This window comes from Massilia sp. PAMC28688, from assembly GCF_019443445.1.
GTDB lineage: Bacteria > Pseudomonadota > Gammaproteobacteria > Burkholderiales > Burkholderiaceae_D > Telluria_A.
The window spans coordinates 5,213,983-5,236,773 of record NZ_CP080378.1 but is presented as its reverse complement, the minus strand read 5'-3'; the positions used below and the strand labels follow the sequence as shown (position 1 = coordinate 5,236,773).

The following is a 22,791-nucleotide window of genomic DNA, read 5'->3' as shown; positions in this document are numbered from 1 at the left end:
ATACCGCATGACAGAAGCAAGCGACGGCAGCACCCACCTGGACCCGTTTGAAATCCGCGTACTGGCGGTGCTGGCCGAGAAAGAAGCGCTCACGCCGGACAATTATCCGATGACGCTCAATGCCATCACCAATGGCTGCAACCAGCTCTCGAGCCGTGACCCGGTCATGCAGCTGTCCGACGAGACGGTGCAGGAAGTGCTGCAGCGCCTCATGCAGCGCAAGTACGTCAATGGCGTGTCGCAGTCCGGCGCCCGTGCGCCCAAGTACGAGCACCGCCTGCGCGTGAAGCTCTCGCTGGAGCAGGACAAGCTGGCCGTGCTGACGGTACTGATGCTGCGCGGCCTGCAGACGGCCGGCGAAATCCGCACCCGCAGCGGGCGCGTGCACGAATTCAAATCGGTGGCCGACGTGGAAGCGTGCCTGCAGTTCTTGATCGACAAGTATCCGCCGATTGTGGCCAGGCTGGCAGTGGCACCCGGGGCCAAGGAGCCGCGTTACGGCCAGCTGCTCGGTGGCGACGCCGCGCTGGCGCAGCAGGAGTCTTCATTCGGAACGGTGGCGGCGCCGGCGCAAGGCAGCCGCGTGGCCCAGCTGGAACAGGAGGTTGCTGCCCTGCGCGGCGAAGTGGACGCGCTCAAGCAGCAGTTTGAAGCATTCCGCCAGCAATTCGAGTAGCCGGCAAACAATCAAAAAAAAAGGCCGCGCAGTAAGCGCGGCCCATGGTCCATCAGCCTTCGTCCTTCCAGCGGCGCAGGCGGGAAGCACCGTAGATCATGGCAATGCCTGCTACTGCGCCCAGGATGGCGGGCGCGGTGGCCAGCGTGGCCCAGGAGCCGGTGAACACGGCGCTGATCGCGTCAGCCGGCGGCAGGGAATTGTTGTGTTCCATGCCCGACATTGGAATCCAGGTCCCCGGGATGATGCCAGCCAGGCCGCGCAGCAGCACGTGCCGGGCGAACCAGTCGAGGTTCAGTCCCACGCCGAGCACGAAGGCGGTCCACTTGACGATCAGCATGGCGATCAGGGGCGCCACCACGGCCCACAGGAACACTTTCGACTTGGCCCAGGCCGACACCAGCATCAGCCAGCCCACGGTCGGCAGCGCCCACACCATATACACCGGCAGCAGGCCGATCAGGCGCAGCGGGGTCAGGTAAAAGTCACCATTGCCCAGGACGGCACCCCACATGTTCACGCCCAGCATGGCGGCCACGATGCCGGCAAAGAACAGCAGGATGAGCGACATGCACACCGCCACCACCACCGTAATCAGGGGAATGACGAACAGCGCCACCAGAGCCTTGGACAAGACCGTTTCCCCATCGGACACGGGCAGAGACTTCCAGAACAGGATGCTGCGGTCGCGCCTTTCCTCGTTCATGCTGTTCAGGCAGTAAAAGAAGATCGTGAACGCCATCATGATGAACAGCGGGCCGGCGGGCGCAATGAAGCCGCCGGAGACGGCGTCGGCGATCTGCTCCTTCTTGTTGGCGGCCAGGCCTGCAAACGCCTCGGTCACCGTGACTTCCTTGCCTGAATCAAAACGTACCGTGGTCTTGCTGTCGAACTTGCCCGTCGCCGCGCCATACATGAGCGAGCCACCCATGACGGCAATGATCAGCGCCGCCGCTACCAGCGGCGCCCACAGCATGGCGCCCTTGTGTTCCCAGAATTCGCGGCGCAACAGCCATTTCATCGTATTCATGCGTAAGTTCCTTTCATGGTCGCGACGAACAAATCGGCGACGCTCGGGTTGCGGGTTTCGCCCAGGGCGCTGAGTTGGGCGCGGGTGGCGCCGCCGCCTGCGGAGTCGAACAGCATGACCGACTTGCCGAAGACGCTGCGCGAATCGATGGGAGCGAGGGCATTGGCGGCCGCCAGCTTGTCGTTCGACACCATCACTTCCGTGTAGCGCTCGCCCAGTTCTTCCATTGACGTTGCCAGCACAATCTTGCCGTCACGGATAAACATCAGGTCGGTCAGGATGTGTTCAATTTCTTCCACCTGGTGGGTGGTAATGACGATGGTCTTGTTTTCGTCAAAATAGTCTTCCAGCAGGTTCTGGTAGAACTGCTTGCGGTACAGAATGTCCAGGCCCAGGGTTGGTTCGTCCAGTACCAGCAGCTTGGCGTCAATCGCCATGACCAGGGCCAGGTGCAGCTGCACGATCATGCCCTTGGACATTTCCTTGACCTTCAGATTGGGCGTGAGCTTGGTGTTGGCCAGGTAGCGCTCGGCCTTCTTGCGATCAAAGCGCGGGTGCACGCCGGCCACGAAATCGACAGCATTGCCCACCGACAGCCAGCGCGGCAAAATGGCCACGTCCGCAATGAAGCACACCTCTTCCATCAAGTCATCGCGCTCGGTGCGTGGATCCTTGCCCAGCACGGTAAGCTGGCCGTCGAAAGGTACCAGGCCCAGCGCCGCTTTCAGCGTGGTGGTCTTGCCCGAGCCGTTGGGCCCGATCAGGCCGACGATGCGGCCGGCCGGAATCTCGAAATCGATATTGTCGACGGCCACCCTGCTGCCATAACGCTTGGACAAGCCTTTGGCGGAGATGACGGCACTCATTGCGCCGCTCCCGGCGCGCTGGCGCGCAGCAGCTGTTCCAGATCCAGGCCCAGGCGGCGAATACGCTCAACCATGGCAGGCCACTCTTCGCGCACGAAGCGCTCACGTTCGCTGGCAAGCAGTTTTTCGCTCGCGCCGTCGGTCACATACATGCCTATTCCCCTTCTTTTTTCTACAAGGTTTTCATCGACCAGTTCCTGGTATGCCTTCGATACCGTGATCGGATTGAGCTGGTATTCGGCCGCCACCTGGCGCACGGAGGGCAGGGCGTCGCCGGCCTTGAGCGCGCCGTCGAGCATCATGCCGATGACCCGGTCCTTGAGCTGGCGGTAAATGGGTGTGTTGTCGTTCCAGGGCGTGGTCATGAGATCGACTCCGGAACGGATGCTTCCTCTTGCATGTTGCCTCCTTGAGGTATGGTAGTGATGTGTTGCAGTGGTGATGTAGTGAACTATAACACCAGTTTAACGCAGGCCCAAGGTTTTTTTGATATGCATGCGGGTGGTCAGGCCAGCGGCTTGCCGTCGAGGTCGTAGCGGGTGATGGCGCCGTCTGTGGTGACGCTGATCCAGCCGCCACGTGGCGGCTCGGACAGGGGTTCCCAATCGGGCAGCACATAGCGGCGCCGCGCGCCATCCGTGTGCAGGGCGGGGCGGTGGGTGTGGCCGTGGATGAGGATGTCGCTGGCGCTGCTGTCAAACAGGGCCGTGATGGCGGCCGGCGTGACATCCATGATGTCCATGGTCTTGCCCGCGTGCGCCTCGCGGCTGCCTTCGCGCATGCCGGCAATAATGGCCTTGCGCTGGGCCAGCGGCAGCGCCAGGAACTGCTGCTGCCAGGCCGGGTCGCGCACCTGGGCCCGGAAGGCCATGTACTTGATATCGTCCGTGCACTGGGCGTCGCCATGGACCAGGGTAATGCGCTGGCCGCCAATGTCGACCGTGTGCGGTTCCGGCAGCAAGGTCAATCCGGCTGCCGCGGCAAAGTCTGCGCCCACCAGGAAATCGCGGTTGCCGGCGATCCAGTACACGGCCACGCCGCTGTCGCTGACGGCGCGAATGGCGCCGGCAATCTGCTGATGAAAGGGATCGGGAAGATCGTCGTCGCCTGCCCAGTATTCGAACAGGTCGCCGAGAAGGTAGAGTGACTTAGCCGCCATGGCGCGCTCGGCCAGGAAGGCAAAGAAAGCCTGCGCCGTGGCCGGCTGGGCAGCCTGCAGGTGCAGGTCGGAAATGAATAGCGCGAGGGTACGCGCGGGCATCGTCATGGCGCGAACGTCACACTGCGATGCCCGGTCATTGCTTAGACGACTTCGATTTTTTCGATGATGACTGCCTCGGTCGGCACATCGGCAAACATGCCGCTGCGGCCGGTCTTGACCTTGTTCATCTTGTCCACGGTCTCGGTGCCTTCCACTACCTTGCCGAACACGGTGTAGCCCCAGCCATCCTGGCCTGGATAGTTCAGGAAGTCATTGTTCTTGGTATTGATGAAGAACTGGGCCGATGCCGAATGCGGGTCCGAAGTGCGGGCCATGGCGATGGTGTACTTGTCGTTCTTGAGGCCATTCTTGGCTTCGTTTTCCACTTGCTGGTCGGCCGGCTTTTGCTTCATGCCTGGCTCGAAACCGCCGCCCTGGACCATGAAGTCCGCGATCACGCGGTGGAAAATGGTGTTGGCGTAGTGGCCCTTGGCGACGTAGTCAAGGAAGTTGGCAACCGTCTTTGGCGCTTTTTCAGCGTCCAGTTCGACTTTCATGGTGCCCATGTTGGTGGTGATCAGTACGGTCATGAGAGATCCTGTTCAGTTTAAATATTGTCAGAGGCGTTATTTTACAGACTTGACGACAGTCGCGTTCTTAATAACGATGGGGATCACCGGTACGTTCTGCTGGCCGCGCACATCATCGACCAGCACACCCTTGATCTTGTCGACCACTTCCTGGCCCGATACCACCTTGCCAAACACGGTGTAGCCAAAACCATCGCGGCCCGGATAATCGAGACTGGTGTTTTCAGCGACATTGATGAAGAACTGCGACGTGGCCGAATGCGGGTCGGCCGTGCGCGCCATGGCCAGCGAATACGGCACGTTTTTCAGGCCATTTTTTGCTTCATTTTCCACCGGCTTGTTGGTGCGCTTGGTATTGAGCTTGGCGTCCATGCCGCCGCCCTGGATCATGAAGCCATCGATCACGCGATGGAAAATGGTGCCCTTGTAATGGCCGCTCTTGACGTAGGCGAGGAAGTTGGCGACCGTCTTGGGCGCCTTTTCCTGGTCCAGTTCGAGGACGATTTCGCCCATGGAGGTATTGAGCGACACCTGTGGCGCTTCGGCTGCCATGACGGCGTGGCTCAGCGTCAGGCCGGCGAATACCGACAGGAAGCGGGCGAGGAAGGGCATACGGAACATTTTCGATTCTTGCATCATGGCTTCCTAATTGTTGAACAATTGATATAAAGTGGCGGTTTGGCTGTCAAGCCTTATTCGCAAAAATAAACCTGATCCATATGCGGCCAGCCGGGATTTTTTCAATGCTATACTTTGCTCGGAACGCCCCATTCTATCAAAGAAGAACAAGACCGCGGGCGCTGTCGATCTCGTTGTGATACCCGGTTGCCCGGTGCGCGCCTCGCTGGCGAACGCGCTGACGGCTTGGTATTGCCCGGGCTTGACGCGCGCGCTAAAACAGTAGAAACCATGAGCCAACTGAAGATTTACAACACGCTCGCGCGTGAAAAGCAGGTATTCGTTCCCATCAATCCCGGCAAGGTAGGCATGTATGTATGCGGGATGACGATTTACGATTACTGCCACATCGGACACGCGCGCATGATGATGGCATTCGACGTCATCTACCGCTGGCTCAAGGCGTCCGGCTACCAGGTGACCTACGTTCGCAACATCACCGACATCGAAGACAAGATCATCAAGCGGGCCGTGGAAAATGGCGAGTCCATTTATTCGCTGACCTCGCGCTTTACCCAATACATGGATGAAGACACGAGCGCGCTCGGCATCTTGCCGCCGGACGTGGTGCCGCGCGCGACCCAATACGTGCCGCAGATGCTGGGCATTATCGAACTGCTCGAACAAAAGGGCCTGGCCTACCGCGCCGACGATGGCGACGTCAATTACGCCGTCCGGGGTTTTGAAGGCTACGGCAAATTGTCGGGCAAGTCGCTCGACGACCTGCGCGCCGGCGAGCGTGTCGACGTCAATACCGGCAAGCGCGATCCGCTCGATTTCGTGCTGTGGAAGTCGTCCAAGGAATCGGAGCCGGACGAAGTGAAATGGGAATCGAAATGGGGCAGCGGCCGTCCGGGCTGGCATATCGAATGCTCGGCCATGTCGTGCGCGACGCTGGGCGAACAATTCGATATCCACGGCGGCGGCGCCGACCTGCAGTTTCCACACCACGAAAATGAAATCGCCCAGTCGGAAGGCGCTTTTGGCCATCCCATGACCAATTACTGGGTGCATAACGGCTTTGTGCGTGTGGATAACGAAAAGATGTCCAAGTCGCTTGGCAACTTCTTCACCATCCGCGACGTGCTGAAAAAGTATGATGCAGAAGTCGTGCGCTTTTTCATCCTGCGCGCGCACTACCGCAGCCCGCTCAATTATTCCGACGCCCACCTCGACGACGCCAAGGTTGCGCTCACGCGCCTGTACACGGCGCTATGCGATATCGACCTCGGTGACGGCGAATGCCAGGTTGACTGGAACGAAGCCCACGCCGTGCGTTTTCGCGAAGCGATGGACGACGACTTCAATACCCCGATCGCATTGGCCGCCATCTTTGACCTGGCGACGGAACTGAACAAGACCAAGTCGGTGGCAACGGCGCGCCAGTACAAGGCGCTGGCCGGCGTGATTGGCCTGCTGGGCCGCACGCCGCAGCAATTCTTGCAAGGTGAAGGCGAGGGCGCCGGCGGCGCGGCGGACATCGAAGCGAAGATTGCCGAGCGCATTGCCGCCAAGAAGGCGCGCAACTTCGGCGAGTCCGACCGCATCCGCGCCGAGCTGCTGGCGGCCGGCATCGTCCTCGAAGACAAGCCGGACGGCACCACCAACTGGCGTCGCGCATGATGGCCCTGCACAAGGACAGCGCGGGGACCACCTCGCTGCTACTCGAGGTGCCTGCGTACTGGGAAGAAGCCAAAGCCGAACTCATGAAGCGTGACCGCATCATGAAAAAGCTCATTCCCCAGTTTGGCGACCTGCACCTGGTGGGCAATGGCGATCCCTTCACCACGCTGGCGCGCTCCGTGGTGGGCCAGCAGGTGACGACCAAGGCGGCGGACGCGGCCTGGAGCAAGCTGGTCATGGCATGCCCCAAGATCACGCCGGCCCAGGTGATCAAGGCGGGCGCCGAACAGCTGTCGGCCTGCGGCCTGTCCAAGCGCAAGACCGAATACATCCTCGACCTGGCCGACCACTTCAAGGCCAAGCGCGTGCATGCGAGCCAGTGGGCCAGCATGGATGACGAAGCCGTGATTGCCGAGCTGGTGCAGATACGCGGCATCGGGCGCTGGACGGCAGAAATGTTCCTGATCTTCAACCTGCTGCGCCCCAATGTGCTGCCGCTGGACGACCCTGGCCTGATCCAGGGCATCAGCCAGAACTATTTCTCCGGCGAACCTGTCTCGCGCAGCGATGCGCGCGAAGTATCGGCCAACTGGGAGCCGTGGCGCACGGTGGCAACCTGGTATCTGTGGCGCAGCCTCGATCCCGTTTCCCCAGCCTGAGCAAGCCTTGCGGCAGCGGGCGATGGCCGGCGGCGAGCCCCACGAATTCACTTTTTCAAGCCCAGTTCCGGTAGAATAGCGCCACAGCAGGCCGCGGGGCGGGAGTAGTCGCGGCCCGGATCCATTCGGGAGATACAATGATTAAAACAACTTTCCTCAATTTCGAACAGCCAATCGCAGAGCTCGATTCCAAGATTGAGGAGCTGCGCTTCGTGCAGGATGATTCGGCAGTGGACATCTCGGAAGAGATCGATCGCCTGGCCAAGAAAAGCCAGCAGCTGACCAAGGATATCTACGCCAAACTGACTCCCTGGCAAGTATCGCAAATCGCGCGCCACCCGCAGCGCCCCTACACCATGGATTACGTGAACGAAATCTTCACCGATTTCCACGAGCTCCATGGCGACCGATCCTACGCGGACGACCTGTCCATCGTCGGCGGCCTGGCCCGTTTCAACGGGCAAGCCTGCATGGTCATTGGCCACCAAAAAGGCCGCGACACCAAAGAGCGCGCCATGCGCAACTTCGGCATGCCCAAGCCGGAAGGCTACCGCAAGGCCATGCGCCTGATGAAACTGGCGGAAAAATTCGGCCTGCCCATCTTTACCTTTGTCGATACGCCCGGCGCCTTTCCCGGCATCGATGCCGAAGAGCGCGGCCAGTCGGAAGCCATCGGCCACAACCTGTACGTGATGGCCGAACTGAAAGTGCCGCTGATTGCAACCATCATTGGCGAGGGCGGTTCCGGCGGCGCGCTGGCCATTGCCGTGGGCGACGCCGTCCTGATGCTGCAGTACGCCACGTATTCCGTGATTTCGCCGGAAGGCTGCGCCTCCATCCTCTGGAAGACGTCCGAGCGTGCCTCCGACGCCGCCGACGCGCTGGGCCTGACGGCGCACCGCCTCAAGGCCATGGGCCTGATTGACAAGATCATCAACGAACCGCTGGGCGGCGCCCACCGCGATCCGAAGCAGATGGCGGTGTTGCTCAAACGGGCGCTGGCCGACAGCCTGCGCCAGTTCCACGGCATGAAAACGCGCGACCTGCTCGAAGCCCGTCACCAGAAGCTGATGAGCTACGGCAAGTTCAAAGAAACGACGCCGGCCGACGAGTGAGCAGGCAGCATAGCGGGACCAGTGCGGCTGGCTCCGTGCCGGCCGTGTTTGCGCGTGCACTCGCCAGCCTGCGCGGCGACAATACTTCCCCCATCGCCATTGCCTACAGCGGCGGCCTGGACTCGTCCGCGCTGCTGCACCTGGCCCATGCCTACGGAAAAGAACATGGCGTGCCCGTGTTCGCCTTTCACGTCCACCATGGCATCAGCCCGAATGCCGATGAGTGGCTCTATCATTGCCAAGCCACCTGCGCGGCGCTCGGCATCACCTTTGAAGCGTGCCGCGTGGTGCTGGAAAAGACCAGCTCCGGCGTGGAAGCGGCCGCGCGCAAGCTGCGCTATGCGGCGCTGGGCGCCATGTGCCGCAGCCACGGCGTGCCACTGATGCTCACCGCCCACCACCTCGATGACCAGGCTGAAACGCTGCTGCTGCAACTGTTGCGCGGTTCCGGCACGGCCGGCCTGTCCGGCATGGACGCGGCCAATGCGGCGCCCGAGCTGCTGGGCAACCCTGACCTGGTCATGGCGCGCCCGCTGCTGCCGGTATCGCGCGCGCAGCTGGAGCAATACGTTGCCGCCAACGCCATCGCCTACGTCGAAGACGAATCCAACACCCACCCGCGCTACGCCCGCAACGCCCTGCGCCACCAGGTGATGCCGGCGCTGGCGCAAGCCTTTCCCGGCTACCAGGAACGGTTTGCGCGCAGCGCCGCGCACGCGCAGTCGGCCCAGCGCCTGCTGGGCGAACTGGCCGTGCAAGACCTGGCCAGCTGCCTGGTCGATGGCTACATCGACGTTGCTGCCCTGCGCAGCATGAGTCTGGACCGCGCCTACAACATGCTGCGCCACTGGTTCGCCCAGCAGGGCTTGCGCATGCCATCGACTGCCTGGCTGACGGAAATGGTGGCGCAGCTGGTGGAGGCGCGCAGCGACGCCCAGTTGCTGGTGACGCATCCCGACTGCCACATCCGGCGCCACCGCGACCGCCTGTTCATCACGCCCAAGCTGGCCGACCTGGCCGGCCAGCGCGATCCGGACGACGAAGGCATCCTCGTCAAGGAAGGCGAGCGCTTCAGCTGGAATGGCGAAGCCAGCCTGGCCTTTCCTGCCTACGGCGGCGTGCTGCATTTCGACACGGCCGAGCAGGGCGTGGAGGCGGGCTGGCTGCGCCAGCAGGCGCTCGTGATCGACTTTCGCAAGGGCGGCGAGCGGCTCAAGCCGGCAGCCAACCGGCCCACGCGGGCGCTCAAGTATCACTACCAGGCGTGCGACGTACCGGCCTGGGAGCGCGAGCGCCTGCCAATTGTCAGCAGCGGCAAGCAATTGCTGTTCGCGGCCGGCATCGGCATGGATTGCCATCACTTCGGGGCCGGATCCGGGCCCTTGATCGCGCTGCGCTGGGAATCCACGGCGGCCTGAACTACTGATTAAATTGGTAATTACCTTATACCCATTAGGTATAGGTTTCCCCCTGCTTTGCCTTGTTTTTTTGCATCGCAACATGTAGAGTTGAGCCCTCTTTTTAATATTCTTGAGCGGAAACTTCTCTCTTATGGCATTAATTGTCCACAAATATGGCGGTACGTCGATGGGATCGACGGACCGTATCAAGAACGTTGCGGCAAGGGTCGCCAAGTGGCATAACGCGGGACACCAGATCATTGTGGTGCCATCGGCCATGTCGGGCGAGACCAACCGTCTGATTGGCCTGGCCAAGCAGATCACGGGCACGCCCGACCCGCGCGAACTGGACATGATTGCCGCGACGGGAGAGCAGGTATCGGTAGGCTTGCTGTCGATTGCGCTGCAAGCCATTGGCAAGAAAGCGGTGTCCTACACTGGCTGGCAAGTACCGATCAAGACCAACAGCGCGTACACCAAGGCGCGCATTGAATCGATTGACGACGCCAAGGTCAAGGCGGACCTGGCCGAGAACAAGATCGTGATCATCACCGGTTTCCAGGGCATTGACGAGCACGGCAATATCACGACCCTGGGCCGTGGCGGTTCGGACACGTCGGCGGTGGCGATTGCGGCGGCGATGAAGGCAGAAGAATGCCTGATCTACACCGATGTCGACGGCGTGTACACGACCGACCCGCGCGTGGTATCGGAAGCGCGGCGTCTGAAGACGATCACGTTTGAAGAGATGCTGGAACTGGCCTCGCTCGGCTCCAAGGTGCTGCAGAGCCGCTCCGTCGAATTTGCCGGCAACTACCGCGTGCCGACCCGCGTACTGTCGTCGCTGACCGACCCCCTGATGCCGCTTGAAGAAGAAGCCAAGTCGGGCACCCTGATTTCGTTTGAGGAAGATACACACATGGAACAAGCTGTCATTTCGGGCATCGCATTCAACCGCGACGAAGCAAAAATCACGATCCTGGGCGTGCCTGACCGTCCGGGCGTGGCGTATCACATCCTGGGGCCGGTCGCGGACGCCAACATCGAAGTGGACATGATCATCCAGAACCAGTCGGTGGAAGGCAAGACCGACTTCACGTTCACGGTCACGCGTGGCGAATATGCCAAGGCGCTGGCGGTGCTGGAGAAGAACGAGGGCGAGCTGGGTGCGGCCAGCATTTCGGGCGACGCCAAGGTATCGAAGGTATCGGTGGTCGGTGTTGGGATGCGCAGCCATGTGGGTGTGGCGTCGCAAATGTTCCGTACCTTGTCGGAAGAGGGCATCAACATCCTGATGATTTCCACGTCTGAAATCAAGATTTCGGTGCTGATTGATGAAAAGTACATGGAACTGGCGGTACGCGCCCTGCACAAGGCATTTGATTTGGAAAAAGGCTGATTTTTTTTGCAAAAAAGCCGTGTGTTCCATTGACCGCGAGGCGGTGTAGCCGGTAACATTGCGGTCTTCTGATCTAGCGAAGTTTGCTGGGTAAGAAAGGAGATGTGGCCGAGTGGCCGAAGGCACTTCCCTGCTAAGGAAGCATACGGGCTTAAACCTGTATCGTGAGTTCGAATCTCACCATCTCCGCCAGAACCAGAAAAAAAGACACCCCTGCGGGTGTCTTTTTTTTTGGTCTGGACGGAGTGGCGGGTGCCCCGTGCGTCGATTCGAAGGGTTGCCCCGTGCCGGGGCAACCCTCTCCGAATCGCCCATCTTCCGCCGCTTCGCGGCGGGGCGCCTGAGGCGCCGCATCTCCGCCTCCCTCTCCTCGGCCTCCGGAGGAGGCCGCCGTTGCCTCCCCGAAATTTCGCGCTAACAACATCCTCAAACCATAGGGCTCTAGACATAGGGCTATAAACACCCTCCACCCACACAAAAAATCCATGTGTTATCATCAACCAAGTTCTAAATGTCAACCATGCCAGAATGACAGCGCCGGAATATTGGAAAGTCCACGGCGCACCACACGGCATGCAAACAAACCCGCAGCGGAAGCCATAACAGATGCCTCCAATCCATCCTAATTCCCAGCCCGCCGTACACCAACAACCTCCCCACCGCCAGCGCCCGATGAGCCACCTGGAGCAAGCCTAAGCATGGCAGCTGCAGTCCGCATCAACGACCCAATCGGCCACACCCCGGCCATGAAAGGGCTGCTCACCGGCCTGCTGGTAGGTGTGCTTGCCGGCGCAGCCATTGCCGCGGTATCAATCGCCGTGGTCGGCACGGGCGGCCTGGCTGCGGTCGCCATGGTAGGCGCTGGCGCGGCCATGGGCGCCGGACTGGGCGAAGCGCTCAGCGGCCTAAGCATGGTCAACAAGGAAGTCACCGGCCACATCGCCGGCGCCTGCTCGGGCAACGTCTTCACCAATGGCCTTGCCGCCGCGCGTGCCCACTTCGACAAGGTAGCGTGCGACAAGCATTCCGGCGCCGCCCCGATTGCCACCGGCAGCGAAACGGTCTATATCAACGGGGCCCCGGCGGCGCGGGTGGAAGACAAGACCGGTTGCGGCGCCGACCTCACGCAAGGCTCATCGAACGTATTCATTGGCGGCGGCACCGTGCAGACCGACGACATCCATCCGGAAGACCTGGTGCCGGGCTGGGTGCACAACACCATCCTGGTGGTAGGCCTGGGGTCCGCGGTGGTGCTGGCCGGTCCGGCCATTGCCGTAATTGGCCTGGCCGGGGGATTCGGCGGCGGCTACGCCGGCTCATGGGCTGGCGGAAAACTGTTCGGGGAAGGCAGCGATGGCCAGATCGCGTCCGGCATCCTCGGCAGCGTGATTGGCGGCCTGCTGGGAGCCAAGGCCGCGCCGCGGGTGGTGAGTCTGGCCAGGAGGGTGGAAGTGACACCGATACCAGGCGCCCTGGGTGCCAACGGCGGCAATCTGCGCGTGAGGCTCAAGCCGCCTGCAACGGCGGACACGCCGCCGCGCGTACCGGTGGGCGGACGCGACCCCAAGTATGGCAACATTCCGCGCGAACACCAGGCGCGCTACGACCGCTACCTGAACGGGCCGTCGGCCAAGAAGCTGCCGCCGGACCAATGGTATGCCGCGGCGCAGCGCGTCTGGGCCAACAATTCGCGCGGCAATGGCTTTGAGCAAAGCGTGCGGGCAGACCTTGGGGCACCGCTGGGCGCGGGATCGAAACCGACGTCGATTGAAGGCTTTGTGCCGGACCTGCCGGTCGGGCCCAAATATGGGGTCACCGACGTCAAGAACGTGGTCGATCTCAGCAACAGCCCGCAGCTGCGGGCATTCCACCGATATGCGGTGGAAAACAATCTCCCGTTCAATTCGATCATTGGGCCTCGCACCCAGACCATCAGCGAACCTTTGCTCAACAACATCCGTCAAACCGGGGGCAGGGTCATGCGCTATGATCCCGTGACGCGACAATTTACCACTATTGATATCGGGACCTCGGGCCCGTGGAAAAAACCATGACATTTACCGTGTATGCCTTAATGCAGGACAATGCTCCGCCAATGTCCAATGACACCCTGGCGGAAGACCTGAAGCGTCATTTCCGTGATGAAGAAGGGTTTTCCCTGACATTCGAGCAGTTGCCGTTTGCATCGGACAAATCGCTGGCCCTGCGCTGGGATGACTGGCTGGTGAGAATCAGCTACGAGGAGGGCGAGGAGGTCATCAATGATTCGATCGAAATTCAAAGGCGGACCGGCGCCGACTCCGGACACGATGTATCCCGGATCCGGCGGCGCATACGCGCGGTATTTGGCAGCGACGAAACGCAGGAGTACACCAATCAAATGATCTACGTGCTTGATTACCTCAAGGAGCTGGAAGGCGTGATCGTTTTCGATCCTCAGCAAAACGACTTCGTGCAATAGTCGAATAACGCCGGGCGCCGGCGGCGTCCGGTAGCGCAATCCTGACCGCGGCCAGGCCGCAACAGGTCAACAAACTGTCACATAACTCTTATACAATATTGCCTCTAGCGCAACCCTCGATCTTGCGGCTGCGTCCGACCTTTCCAACCAAGAAAGTGAACATGGCAAACCTCTTCCACTCCCTCCCGCTCTCCATTGGCCAAGCCAGCGTCGGCATCCTGGCCATGCTGCCCGTGGCCCTGGCCAACGCCGATGATTTTCCAAAGTGGGACCAGTCGATCACCAAGTACAACGAGCGGCAAGTTCGCAACTTCCACCCCAAGTTTGATTTCGACTCCGACGGCTGCTATGCGGCCACGCCGTTTCATCGATACGAAGGGCTGCGCCAGAATCCCGGTACCAAGGCAACCTCGTCCCTGCATGGTGGCTGCAAGGATTCCGCCTGGCGCTCCTACGCCAATACCGTCCACCGCCAAGTGTGCAAGGAAACGGTGGAAGGGGCGAACCGGGTCGAGCGCTGCGCCCACCTGTACGAGCTGTATTTCGAAAAGGACCAGGCGCTGCCGTGGTCCTTCCTGGGCGGGCACCGGCATGATGTGGAAACCGTGATCGTCTGGACCGGCAAGATCAATGGCGGCAACGACTTTGTCACCCACGTATCGACCAGCGCCCACGGCAAATACACCACGCGTGCGCTGAACCAGGTGCAGATGCAGGGGACGCACCCGCTCGTCGTGTATCACAAGGATGGCGTGGGAACGCATGCATTCCGCTTTGCCAGCGCGGACGACAAGAGCCGGGTGGAGTTTCTCGGGAACTGGGGCGAATTCTACGCGCCCGACATCATCAGCCATTACAGCGCGGCCGCGTCGTGGCAGGCGGATGAATCGGCGCGCTATGGCGCCAACCGCAGCTACCGGATGGCGCTGGAATCAGCGAGCTTTGGCAGTGCGACCTTCAAGACGCGCAACGACCAGGAGATCGCCGCGGTTGCCAACAACGTGGTTCCGCGCAGTGATGGCTTCTGGCAGAACACCAGTTTCACGATCAATGACGTCTGGTGGACGCGCGCGCAGGAGTTCAGGGCCAATTACCCTCAGATCCACCTCCAGATCCGGGAATAAGGCGACGCAAGGCGCCCAGCTTGCCAACGAAAAGACCAGGGGCTGCCGCATGCCTTGCAGCCCTTGGCTTCACTTCCTGCCTGCCTCACGTCCCACCCGTGCCTGCACCAGGCGCCCGGGGGTAGCGCGGCACTGCGTAACGATCCGGCTTGCCTCGTCGGGCGCATCGACAAAGGCGTTGCGTACGCCCGTCAGTGCTGCAATGTCGTCATTGCGCCGGCGTTCCTCGTCGCTGACCGGTACCATGGCGTGCCACTCGAGCATCTGCCTGATGTCGGCTGCGCCAATGCGCAGCTGCGGATATGCCACGTACATGTGCAGCACCGCGCGGGCCAGCTTGCCGCGGGCAGGGGGCGCCGGTTCCACCACGGCGAGCTTGCCCGTTTCGAGGACCTCGAAATCGCATTGCGCCAGTTCCGGCTCGCGGCGCCTCTTGAAGAACAGGGTTTCGCCAGGGATGTCATTGACCAGGCGCCAGTTCTGGCGGGCCGAATTAACCTCTTCAATGGATGGCCACATATTGTGAGGATCGGCGGCCGCGCCGCGAATGCGCTTTAACTGCGACTGCGGCACGACGTGTTCGATATTGATCGGCAGTGCGCTCGCTGCAGTGCGGCGCTTCCCCGCTTTAAACGTGGCCGCGCAATAGACAGTGACGCCGCCGGCCCGGTACAAGTCCCAGAACGCAGCGCGCGCTTCGCGGTCGTATTGGGGAAAGCGCTTTTGCGGTGCGGGGCAGACAATCTGCACGGGGCCGATCGCTGCATGGACCGCCGGTGGCGTAGATCTGTCCAGGGCAGCAGGCACGCCCTCGGCCGCCTTGCAGGTGAGTGCTGCACCGCCCAAGAGCAGGGCGCACAAGAACCCCAGGTGAGCGCGCACGCCACCATCGGTGAAAGCCGGGCAGGCTGGTTTGCTTCGCATGAGACCTCCATTCGGCGCACGGCTGACCAACGGGAATATGCTGCGTGCGTCTATCGCATCATAGTCAATCGGGCCGCCATTGGCTTGGGCACGCCCAAACATGGCGCGACCGGGCATCAGGGAACGATGTCAATCGGAATAGGCACGCTTACCTGATCCCAGAAGCGCTGCATGTCTGCATTGGACAAGGCAATGCATCCATAAGTGTAGTCGCGCGAGGGCCGGCGCCGGATCGCCTCGCGCTGCGCGGGGTCGTTTGACTCGCCATGAATCATGATGTCGCCGCCCGGGCTCACGCCAGCCTCGCGTGCCCGCGCGCGGTCTGCAGCGTTGGGGTACGAAATATGAATGGCCCTGAAAAACGTGCTGTCGCGCTTTTTGAAATCGAGCCGGTAACGTCCCTCCGGCGTGCGGCGGTCGCCCTCGCGCAACTTGTGGCCCACGGGCGCCGTTCCCAGTCCGATGGCGTAGGTCGCAATGACTTTATCGCCCGCGAAGACCTGCATCAAGCGATCGGATTTGTCGACCATCACGCGCGTGGCGCGCGGCGAAGATGCGTGCGCCGTGCCGAGCAGCAGTGCAAGAAAAAGAAGTCCCGGATACGTCATCGTGTCCTCGCTGGTGTGCTCGCCGCCTGGGCTGGCGTCGCCATACGTGATCATATTGCAGCTCAGTAGGCCCGTGAAAATCTTTTTAACGCCAGCATGAAAGCAACGAGGGCCAGTGCGCCGAGCGATGAGCCGCGCTCGCGTCGTGGCAGCCAGATTCCGTCTATGTGTGCCGCTTTGCCACACCTTGACGCTTTTTTATTGTTCTGTTTGGATTGTCTGGACAGATCGCAATCATGTCATTTAGTATCAACTTTGCAGAACATAAAAATTGCCAAATTGATTTCGGTGGCAGTGGGTTCGCCCAAGGTTTTCCGGCGAGGTAGCAAAGAGGTTATGCAGCGGCCTGCAAAGCCGTGCAGATAGGTTCGATTCCTGTCCTCGCCTCCATTTTCGTCCCCATGCCGCAGCCTGGCGTGGCGGCAGCGGCCACTTGCGCGCGACGGCCTGCGGTGGCTGGCAACATGGCAGTCGGATGATTACCGCGCCGCAAGCACGGCGCGCATTGGCGACCGTGCGCAAGCGTGGCCGTTTTCCACAACGCAGTTCTTCAGCGGGCAGACGACATGATGAATCGTGATTTCCTTGTTTTCGGCATGGGGATGGGCGCAGACCACCTCCACTACATTGGCTGCACCGAGCGTGCCCTTGGCGACCAGGCCGGCATCGTGTCGGACCTGACTAACAGCAGCCGCGGCGACATCGCCCAATGGGTCCGCCAGGCCGGTGACAGTGGTGCCATCAGCATCTTTGAAATCGAGTCTGCGCCTTCGCTTGAAAACGCCCGCGAATCGGCCCAGTTCTGGTGCCAGTACTACAAGCTGCTTGGCGCACGCGTGGTCAGCGACCTTTCCTGAGCATCGGCGCGGGCGCGGCGACCTTGTCGGCCGAGCCCGTAAAGCGCCTGCTACCTGCCGCCGCCATGCCCCATGTCACGTGCATGGGTGTGGGGGAGTTGCGCCTGCTTTTTTCCTGCACGCGCGGCGCGCGCGTGCAACAACCACGCCTTCCGTGGTCGGCGAAATTGTTAATTTATCCCACGCATTGGCCCTCGCCGCAAGTCCAACATCACACATGAATCACTTATGCAACATGCAACCATGCATGTAGGCAAAGTTGCTTTAATTTCGATATTTCTCTTGAGTATTTTGAACACCGGTGGCAGTATTTGCAACGCAAGTATCCTTCGTGAAGAGCAGAACCGCTGATTTGGCGGGGCGTATGGCTTGCGTAACACTGTGAAAGCACGGTGCCGGAAACACCCAGCCTGACCGGACCCTGGCTTGTTTTTCTGATTCATTAACGTGGACCTGGTCCGGCGTGTGCCGGCAGGTCAGACCGGTTACCCGATGACGATTTGTTACACACCGCCGTTTGCTTTTCCTCTGCACCGCGTCAAATCTGCCCTGTTGGCCACCCTGGTGGCAGTATCGATCCCCGGCCCTGTGTGGGCCGAGGATCTGGTGCAAGTGTTCGACCTGGCACGCCGCCACGATGCCACGATCCTCGCAGCCGAAGCCCAGTGGCGGTCGGCAGCGCCGAGGCTGGCGCGTGCGAAGGGCGCCTTGCTGCCCAACGTGAGCATGAGTGCATCGACCACCCGCCTGCGTTCGGTGATCGATGCGGCCGACGGCGAATTTTCCGGCCGGACCGACAACGATGCCAAGTCACTCAGCGTCAACCTGCGTCAGCCCCTGTTCAACGTCGCGGTCGGCACCGACATCGCAATTGCCAAGGTGGGCGAACAGAGTGCCCAGCTCGACTATACGATTGCCCTGCAAGACTTCACGCTGCGCGTGGCGCAAGCGTATTTCGATGTCCTGGCCGCCCAGGATGTGCTGGAAACGAGGCGCCTGAGCAAGGCCTCGATTGCCGGACAGCTCGACGCTGCCGTGCGCCGTTTCAAGTCGGGCCTGGCCATCATTACCGACCAGGAAGACGCGCAGGCGCGCTACAGCCTGGCTGAAGCCGAAGAAGCGGCGGCGGAAAACGATGTGCTGGTGGCGCGCCTGGCCCTCCAGCGCCTGACAGGCCGCCCCGACATTGCGCCGCGCCCCATCCCGGCCCAGCTCGATGCCCCGCTGCTCGCGCCCGGTGAACTGGCCGCCAGGATTGCCCAGGCCGCGCAGCATCCCGTGGTGCGGCGCGCCGAGCTGGCGCTGGAACGGGCGCGGCTGGACACCCGGCGCGCCCGCGCTGCCGGTCTGCCGACGGTGGACCTGGTGGGTTCGGCCAGCCGCAACCGGGTCGGAGGCGACACCAGTCCGGTCAGCAACCTGCTCATCGGCCGCAGCACCAATTCGTCGCTGGGCGTGGAGCTCAATTTGCCCCTGTTTGCCGGCTTTACCCGTTCCAACCTGGTCAAGGAGAATGTCCTGCTCGCCGACCAGGCGCGCCACAACCTGGAGGCGGCCAACCGTGCCAGCCAGACCAGCGCCGAGCGGGCCTACTACAGCCTGAAGACCACGCTGGCGCGCCTGAAGGCCCTCGCTGCGGCCGAGGCTGCGAGCAGCAGTTCGCTGACCGGCACCCAGCGCGGCTACAAGGCTGGCCTGCGCCCCAATCTTGATGTGCTCAACGCACAATCGCTGCTGTACCAGACCCGCATTGAACTGGACCGCGCGCGCTACGACGTCCTCATGCGCAGCCTGGCGCTGGAAGCAGTCACCGGCAATCTGGACCGCGAAAGCCTGGTCAATCTCAACCAGATGCTGGCCGCGTCCGCCGATGCGCCGGCGCCCAGGTAAGGGCACCGCGGCAGGGAAAAATGTGACACCAGTATGACCGTGGCTGCCACGCATCACCGCAGCGCTAAGACTTACAAAATTGCACATTGGTACGGATTTATGTCTTATGATTGTTCAAGATTGGTAAAAAATTAAACTGGTTCAGAAGCTAATTTTGCGAGGGTGTTTCACGCCCCTTGCAGGGGCGGCTTGCTGCACAAGGGGCGGCGGCATCCACGGCAGGAGGCTGCGCCAACAGTGGTTTTTGAAGATGTGCGAGGAGCACGAATGATTGCAGGTGTGGCAGCAAACCAGCCCGACAAAGCCCGGTACCATCGCTTGTTCGGCGAGCGCAAGGCGCGCATCAATTACGCGAAGTCGGATTTCCTGGACTACCTGCTGATGTGCCTGATCTGTGCCGGCGCGATCGCAGTCGCCTACGGTCCGCTGTCGGTGCTGGGCCTGGCGGGATTTGCCCTGTGTGGCTTCATGGCGGTTTCGTTTGCCATCCGCCACGGGGTGGCATTCAAGGTGCCGCTGTTGCTGCGCCGGCCACAGGATGTGCTGTTCATGCTGGCCCACAAGGTCGAGAATCTGCCCTGGGTGTACTGGGCGGCGCTGGCCACGGCACTGCTTGAATACTGGGTGATCATGCTCACGCCGAGCTGGCCCCATCACACCGGCTTCATGCAAAGCATGGGCTTTGCCCTGTTCTACCTGCACCTTGGCATCATTGTTGTGTACCGCACGGTAAGCCTGGTGGACCATCTGCGCAAGCACGCGCTGGTGAGCAAGGTGCTGCTGGCCTCGCCGTGGAAGAACGCCGGGCTGGTGCGCACCAACATCCGCTACGAAATCGTGCACGCCTATATCACTGGCTTGCTGACCCACCTGGTACTGCTGGCGCCTTGGTTCTTCGTGCTCAGCCACTGGCAGTTTTCCGTGCTGCTGGCGCCGCTTGCCTGCGTGATCAACCTGGCCGTTCACCTCAAGTTCATCCGCCTGATCAACGCGTGGTTCTACCGCGATCACTGGCTGGGCCACAATTCGGAGCTGGAATTTGTCTACCTGCACGGCCCGCACCACGATGCCATTCCGGCCGGCCTGATCGCCGTTGCCGGCAACGGTTTCCTGGAAGGCTTGATGCGCAACATCGTGGGCTATCCCACGCCGTTCTACAACCCGCTGGTGGCCTGCTTTGCCTACACCGTCGAGGTCAAGCGCGACATTGATTTTCACCAGTTCATTCCCGGCATTTTCCCGACCCTGCCGCTGGAATTTCGGCGCGTGGGGCAGCATTCGACCCACCATTTCGGCCACCTCGAGCCCTATGGCTTCGCCATCAAGATCGACCAGCCGGGCCTGTCGCCGGAATTTTTGAGCGTGTTCCAGAGCTTCCCGGAAGAATTCAGCAATTCGGCCGCGCTCGACGAAGAGTTGACCGGCTTCAAGTGGGACAACCCGCGCCACCGCTGGTTCGTGGAAATCTGCGAGGAGCACCATTGAGCGCCGTCCTGGCCCCTGAGGCCGCGCCCGAGTACGACGCCATCGTGGTCGGCTCGGGCGCCGGCGGCGCCACCGTGGCGCGTGAACTGGCGCGCCGCGGCAAGCAGGTATTGCTCCTCGAGCGCGGTGCCGATTCGGTTCCGCGCGACGGCCTGTTGTACATGGCCAGGGTGAGCGACTTTGCCCCGGTGGCCGAGGGCGTTTCCATGGCGCGTGCCATCACCACCGGCGGCACGACCTCGCTGTATTTCGGCGTGGCCGAGTATCCCTCGCTGCCGGCATTCCGGGCCATGGGCATCGAGCTCGGTCCCGCGTTCGAGGAAGCGCGGCGCGAGCTGCCCATGGTCGAACCTTTGTCGGACCGCCTGCTGTCGGCCCAGGTGCGCGCCGTGGAAGCGAGTGCCAGGGGCATTGGACTGCCGTGGATGAAGACTGAATCGATGATGATCGACGAGTCGAAAGTAAGGGGCGGCTTCACCCACGAAGCAATCTGGCGCGCCAGGAGCTATGTCGAGGAAGCCGTGCGCCTGGGCGCCACCCTGGTCAACCGCGCCACCGTCAGGAAGGTACTGGTCGAAGGCGGGCGCGCCGTGGGCGTGGAATACGAATTGCGCCTGGGCCGGCGGCGCGAACTGCGGCGCGCCTATGGCGAGCGGGTGATCATGGCGGCCGGCGCCGTGGCCACGCCGCAGATCCTGCGCGACAGCGGCGTGGGCGGGGTGGGCGACCAGGGCTTTTACTGCGACCCCGGCTTCCTGCTGATCGGCCATGTCGATGGCGTGCGCGGCGGAGACCTGTTCCCCGGCTGCATGGGCACCAACTCGGAAGAGGGCGGGATCATGGTGGGCGACGGCTGCCTGCCGCGCTCCATGTACCGCGGCTACATGCTGGCCAACGGCAAGATCGCCAACCTGTTCCGCCACCGCAAGCACGTGGCCCTGGGCGTGATGATCCGCGACGGCATGGGCGGCGAACTGCGCGCAGACGGACGCCTGCACAAGGAATTTACCCGCGAGGACATGCAAAAACTGGACAAGGGCGGCGAACTGGCCGAGCAGATCATGGCCAAGGCGGGCGCCAAGGGCGTGATCCGCAGCGACCTGTCGGCCGCCCACGTGGGCGGGCTGTTGCAGATCGGCCGCCACCTGGACGCTTCCTTGCAAACCGAAGTTGGCAACCTGCACGTATGCGACTGCTCCGTGCTGCCTGCCAACGTCCGCCTCACCCCCGTTTTCACGCTGGTTTGTCTTGGCAAATACCTGGCCGCGCAACTGGCGCCGGTGCAATGAGATTCATGTGGGAGGCCCGCGCGGGCCGGTTTTTTTCTTTGGTGTGATCTTCAATGAGATAGGTGGACGTATGAGCGCTGCGGTAAAGCAAGTGGAAATCGTAAGGAACGAAGTGGACACTGCGGCGCCGGCCGTCAAGGCGCCATCGTGGCGCCGGAAACTGTGGCGCGCCTTCCTGGGCCTGCTGGCCCTGGTGCTGGTGACGGCCATCGTCGCCCATTTCGCCTTTAAGCATTCCGGTAACCGCCAGTGGGAATTCGTCACCGAAGACAAGGGCGTGAAGGTGTACGCCATGAAGGTACCCGGCAACAGCCTCAAGCATTTCAAGGCCGTGTTCCGCGTCAAGTCCACCTTGAGCCGCGTGACCGCCTTCATGCAGGACAATGACAGCGAGCTCGATGTCGACTTCTACAAGGCCGTCGAGCTGCAGCGCCACGGCCCGCAAATGATGATCACCACCTGGCGCAGCGGCTTCCCGGCGCCCTTCAAGGACCGCGATTTCGTGGTGCGCCACACCTTTACTCAAAATCCCGTCAACAAGGAAGTGACCTACGCGCTGCAATCGCTGCCGGACCTGATCCCGCCGGAGAGCTGCTGCGTGCGGGTGCCGCGCATGGACAACGCCTGGCAGATCATTCCGCTCAAAAATGGCGAGATTGAAATTCACTGGCTGATCGACATGGACATCGGCGGCTTCATGCCTTACTTCATGATCAACAACGTCCATCCCGAAATCATGACCGATTTCGGCTCCAAGCTGCAAGGCTACTTCGACCGCGCGATCTACGCCAACGTCAAGTACGACTGGATCGTCGAGCCTTGATGCCGGGGGCCGCCCGCGGCCCCGCTGATTCCGCATCGTCCGTTCCGGGGCCGCCCTGTGGCGCCCCCGTCGGCTCCCGTCGTCCCAAGTAAT

22 protein-coding genes and 2 tRNA genes are annotated in these 22,791 nt (G+C 61.8%); 16 read left to right on the top strand and 8 right to left on the bottom strand.

What is annotated here, in order from left to right; all coding sequences use genetic code 11:
- Positions 1 to 7: 7 nt before the first annotated feature.
- Positions 8 to 676 carry a YceH family protein gene (locus tag KY495_RS23010; RefSeq protein WP_219881587.1) on the top strand — a complete coding sequence of 223 codons (669 nt, stop codon included), beginning with the start codon at positions 8 to 10 and terminating at the stop codon, positions 674 to 676.
- Positions 677 to 728: 52 nt separating this feature from the next.
- Here the strand turns inward: KY495_RS23010 and KY495_RS23005 are convergent, their stop codons facing one another.
- The 6 genes from KY495_RS23005 to KY495_RS22980 form a co-directional block, all read right to left on the bottom strand.
- Positions 729 to 1,706: a hypothetical protein gene (locus KY495_RS23005; RefSeq protein WP_219881586.1), complete on the bottom strand. Its 978-nt coding sequence runs from the start codon at positions 1,704 to 1,706 to the stop codon at positions 729 to 731.
- Positions 1,703 to 2,572 (bottom strand): ABC transporter ATP-binding protein, encoded by an 870-nt coding sequence (locus tag KY495_RS23000; protein ID WP_219881585.1) that lies wholly within the window; start codon positions 2,570 to 2,572, stop codon positions 1,703 to 1,705. The genes KY495_RS23005 and KY495_RS23000 overlap by 4 nt, the downstream gene beginning before the upstream one ends.
- Entirely contained in the window at positions 2,569 to 2,937 is a 369-nt protein-coding gene (locus KY495_RS22995) for a GntR family transcriptional regulator (RefSeq protein WP_219881584.1), read from the bottom strand. The genes KY495_RS23000 and KY495_RS22995 overlap by 4 nt, the downstream gene beginning before the upstream one ends.
- 140 nt (positions 2,938 to 3,077) lie before the next feature.
- Complete coding sequence (locus tag KY495_RS22990; protein WP_374040972.1) at positions 3,078 to 3,839, bottom strand: UDP-2,3-diacylglucosamine diphosphatase; 762 nt, start codon at positions 3,837 to 3,839, stop codon at positions 3,078 to 3,080.
- A 35-nt stretch (positions 3,840 to 3,874) separates the two neighbouring features.
- Positions 3,875 to 4,363: a peptidylprolyl isomerase gene (locus tag KY495_RS22985; RefSeq protein WP_219881583.1), complete on the bottom strand. Its 489-nt coding sequence runs from the start codon at positions 4,361 to 4,363 to the stop codon at positions 3,875 to 3,877.
- A 36-nt stretch (positions 4,364 to 4,399) separates the two neighbouring features.
- Complete coding sequence (locus KY495_RS22980) at positions 4,400 to 4,999, bottom strand: peptidylprolyl isomerase (RefSeq protein WP_219884395.1); 600 nt, start codon at positions 4,997 to 4,999, stop codon at positions 4,400 to 4,402.
- A 273-nt stretch (positions 5,000 to 5,272) separates the two neighbouring features.
- Between KY495_RS22980 and cysS the strand changes: the two genes are divergently transcribed.
- The 9 genes from cysS to KY495_RS22935 all read left to right on the top strand — a co-directional run bounded on the left by cysS (position 5,273) and on the right by KY495_RS22935 (position 14,822).
- The gene (gene cysS, locus KY495_RS22975) at positions 5,273 to 6,664 is read left to right on the top strand and encodes a cysteine--tRNA ligase (protein WP_219881582.1); all 1,392 of its coding nucleotides are present in this window, start codon (positions 5,273 to 5,275) and stop codon (positions 6,662 to 6,664) included.
- Positions 6,664 to 7,323 (top strand): DNA-3-methyladenine glycosylase, encoded by a 660-nt coding sequence (locus tag KY495_RS22970; protein WP_219884394.1) that lies wholly within the window; start codon positions 6,664 to 6,666, stop codon positions 7,321 to 7,323. The genes cysS and KY495_RS22970 overlap by 1 nt, the downstream gene beginning before the upstream one ends.
- A 137-nt stretch (positions 7,324 to 7,460) precedes the next feature.
- A complete protein-coding gene (locus KY495_RS22965; RefSeq protein ID WP_219881581.1) occupies positions 7,461 to 8,438 on the top strand; it encodes an acetyl-CoA carboxylase carboxyltransferase subunit alpha in 978 nt (325 codons plus the stop codon).
- 35 nt (positions 8,439 to 8,473) lie between these two features.
- Positions 8,474 to 9,856 (top strand): tRNA lysidine(34) synthetase TilS, encoded by a 1,383-nt coding sequence (gene tilS / locus KY495_RS22960; protein ID WP_229518656.1) that lies wholly within the window; start codon positions 8,474 to 8,476, stop codon positions 9,854 to 9,856.
- A 133-nt stretch (positions 9,857 to 9,989) separates the two neighbouring features.
- Positions 9,990 to 11,237, top strand: a complete 1,248-nt coding sequence (locus KY495_RS22955; RefSeq protein ID WP_219881579.1) for an aspartate kinase — start codon at positions 9,990 to 9,992, stop codon at positions 11,235 to 11,237.
- Positions 11,238 to 11,335: 98 nt separating this feature from the next.
- Positions 11,336 to 11,429, top strand: a tRNA-Ser gene (locus KY495_RS22950).
- A 506-nt stretch (positions 11,430 to 11,935) separates the two neighbouring features.
- Positions 11,936 to 13,291 (top strand): PAAR domain-containing protein, encoded by a 1,356-nt coding sequence (locus KY495_RS22945; RefSeq protein WP_219881578.1) that lies wholly within the window; start codon positions 11,936 to 11,938, stop codon positions 13,289 to 13,291.
- On the top strand, positions 13,288 to 13,698 hold the full coding sequence (locus KY495_RS22940) for a hypothetical protein (RefSeq protein ID WP_219881577.1): 411 nt from the start codon (positions 13,288 to 13,290) through the stop codon (positions 13,696 to 13,698). The genes KY495_RS22945 and KY495_RS22940 overlap by 4 nt, the downstream gene beginning before the upstream one ends.
- 161 nt (positions 13,699 to 13,859) lie before the next feature.
- Positions 13,860 to 14,822 (top strand): NPP1 family protein, encoded by a 963-nt coding sequence (locus KY495_RS22935; RefSeq protein ID WP_219881576.1) that lies wholly within the window; start codon positions 13,860 to 13,862, stop codon positions 14,820 to 14,822.
- Positions 14,823 to 14,891: 69 nt separating this feature from the next.
- Here the strand turns inward: KY495_RS22935 and KY495_RS22930 are convergent, their stop codons facing one another.
- Together KY495_RS22930 and KY495_RS22925 are read right to left on the bottom strand one after the other, a co-directional pair.
- Positions 14,892 to 15,746 carry an endonuclease gene (locus KY495_RS22930; RefSeq protein ID WP_219881575.1) on the bottom strand — a complete coding sequence of 285 codons (855 nt, stop codon included), beginning with the start codon at positions 15,744 to 15,746 and terminating at the stop codon, positions 14,892 to 14,894.
- A 116-nt stretch (positions 15,747 to 15,862) separates the two neighbouring features.
- Positions 15,863 to 16,408, bottom strand: coding sequence for a murein L,D-transpeptidase family protein (locus KY495_RS22925; protein ID WP_219881574.1), 546 nt, complete (start codon positions 16,406 to 16,408; stop codon positions 15,863 to 15,865).
- Between the two features lie 262 nt (positions 16,409 to 16,670).
- On the opposite strand from KY495_RS22925, the gene KY495_RS22920 reads away from it, so the two are divergent.
- The 6 genes from KY495_RS22920 (at position 16,671) to KY495_RS22895 (ending at position 22,698) form a co-directional block, all read left to right on the top strand.
- Positions 16,671 to 16,744, top strand: a tRNA-Cys gene (locus tag KY495_RS22920).
- Between the two features lie 176 nt (positions 16,745 to 16,920).
- Complete coding sequence (locus KY495_RS22915; RefSeq protein WP_219881573.1) at positions 16,921 to 17,211, top strand: hypothetical protein; 291 nt, start codon at positions 16,921 to 16,923, stop codon at positions 17,209 to 17,211.
- A gap of 492 nt (positions 17,212 to 17,703) precedes the next feature.
- On the top strand, positions 17,704 to 19,101 hold the full coding sequence (locus KY495_RS22910; RefSeq protein WP_219881572.1) for a TolC family outer membrane protein: 1,398 nt from the start codon (positions 17,704 to 17,706) through the stop codon (positions 19,099 to 19,101).
- Between the two features lie 267 nt (positions 19,102 to 19,368).
- Positions 19,369 to 20,586: a hypothetical protein gene (locus tag KY495_RS22905; protein WP_219881571.1), complete on the top strand. Its 1,218-nt coding sequence runs from the start codon at positions 19,369 to 19,371 to the stop codon at positions 20,584 to 20,586.
- A complete protein-coding gene (locus KY495_RS22900; protein WP_219881570.1) occupies positions 20,583 to 21,875 on the top strand; it encodes a GMC family oxidoreductase N-terminal domain-containing protein in 1,293 nt (430 codons plus the stop codon). The genes KY495_RS22905 and KY495_RS22900 overlap by 4 nt, the downstream gene beginning before the upstream one ends.
- Before the next feature lie 70 nt (positions 21,876 to 21,945).
- Positions 21,946 to 22,698: an START domain-containing protein gene (locus KY495_RS22895; RefSeq protein ID WP_219881569.1), complete on the top strand. Its 753-nt coding sequence runs from the start codon at positions 21,946 to 21,948 to the stop codon at positions 22,696 to 22,698.
- The last annotated feature ends 93 nt before the right edge of the window (positions 22,699 to 22,791 follow it).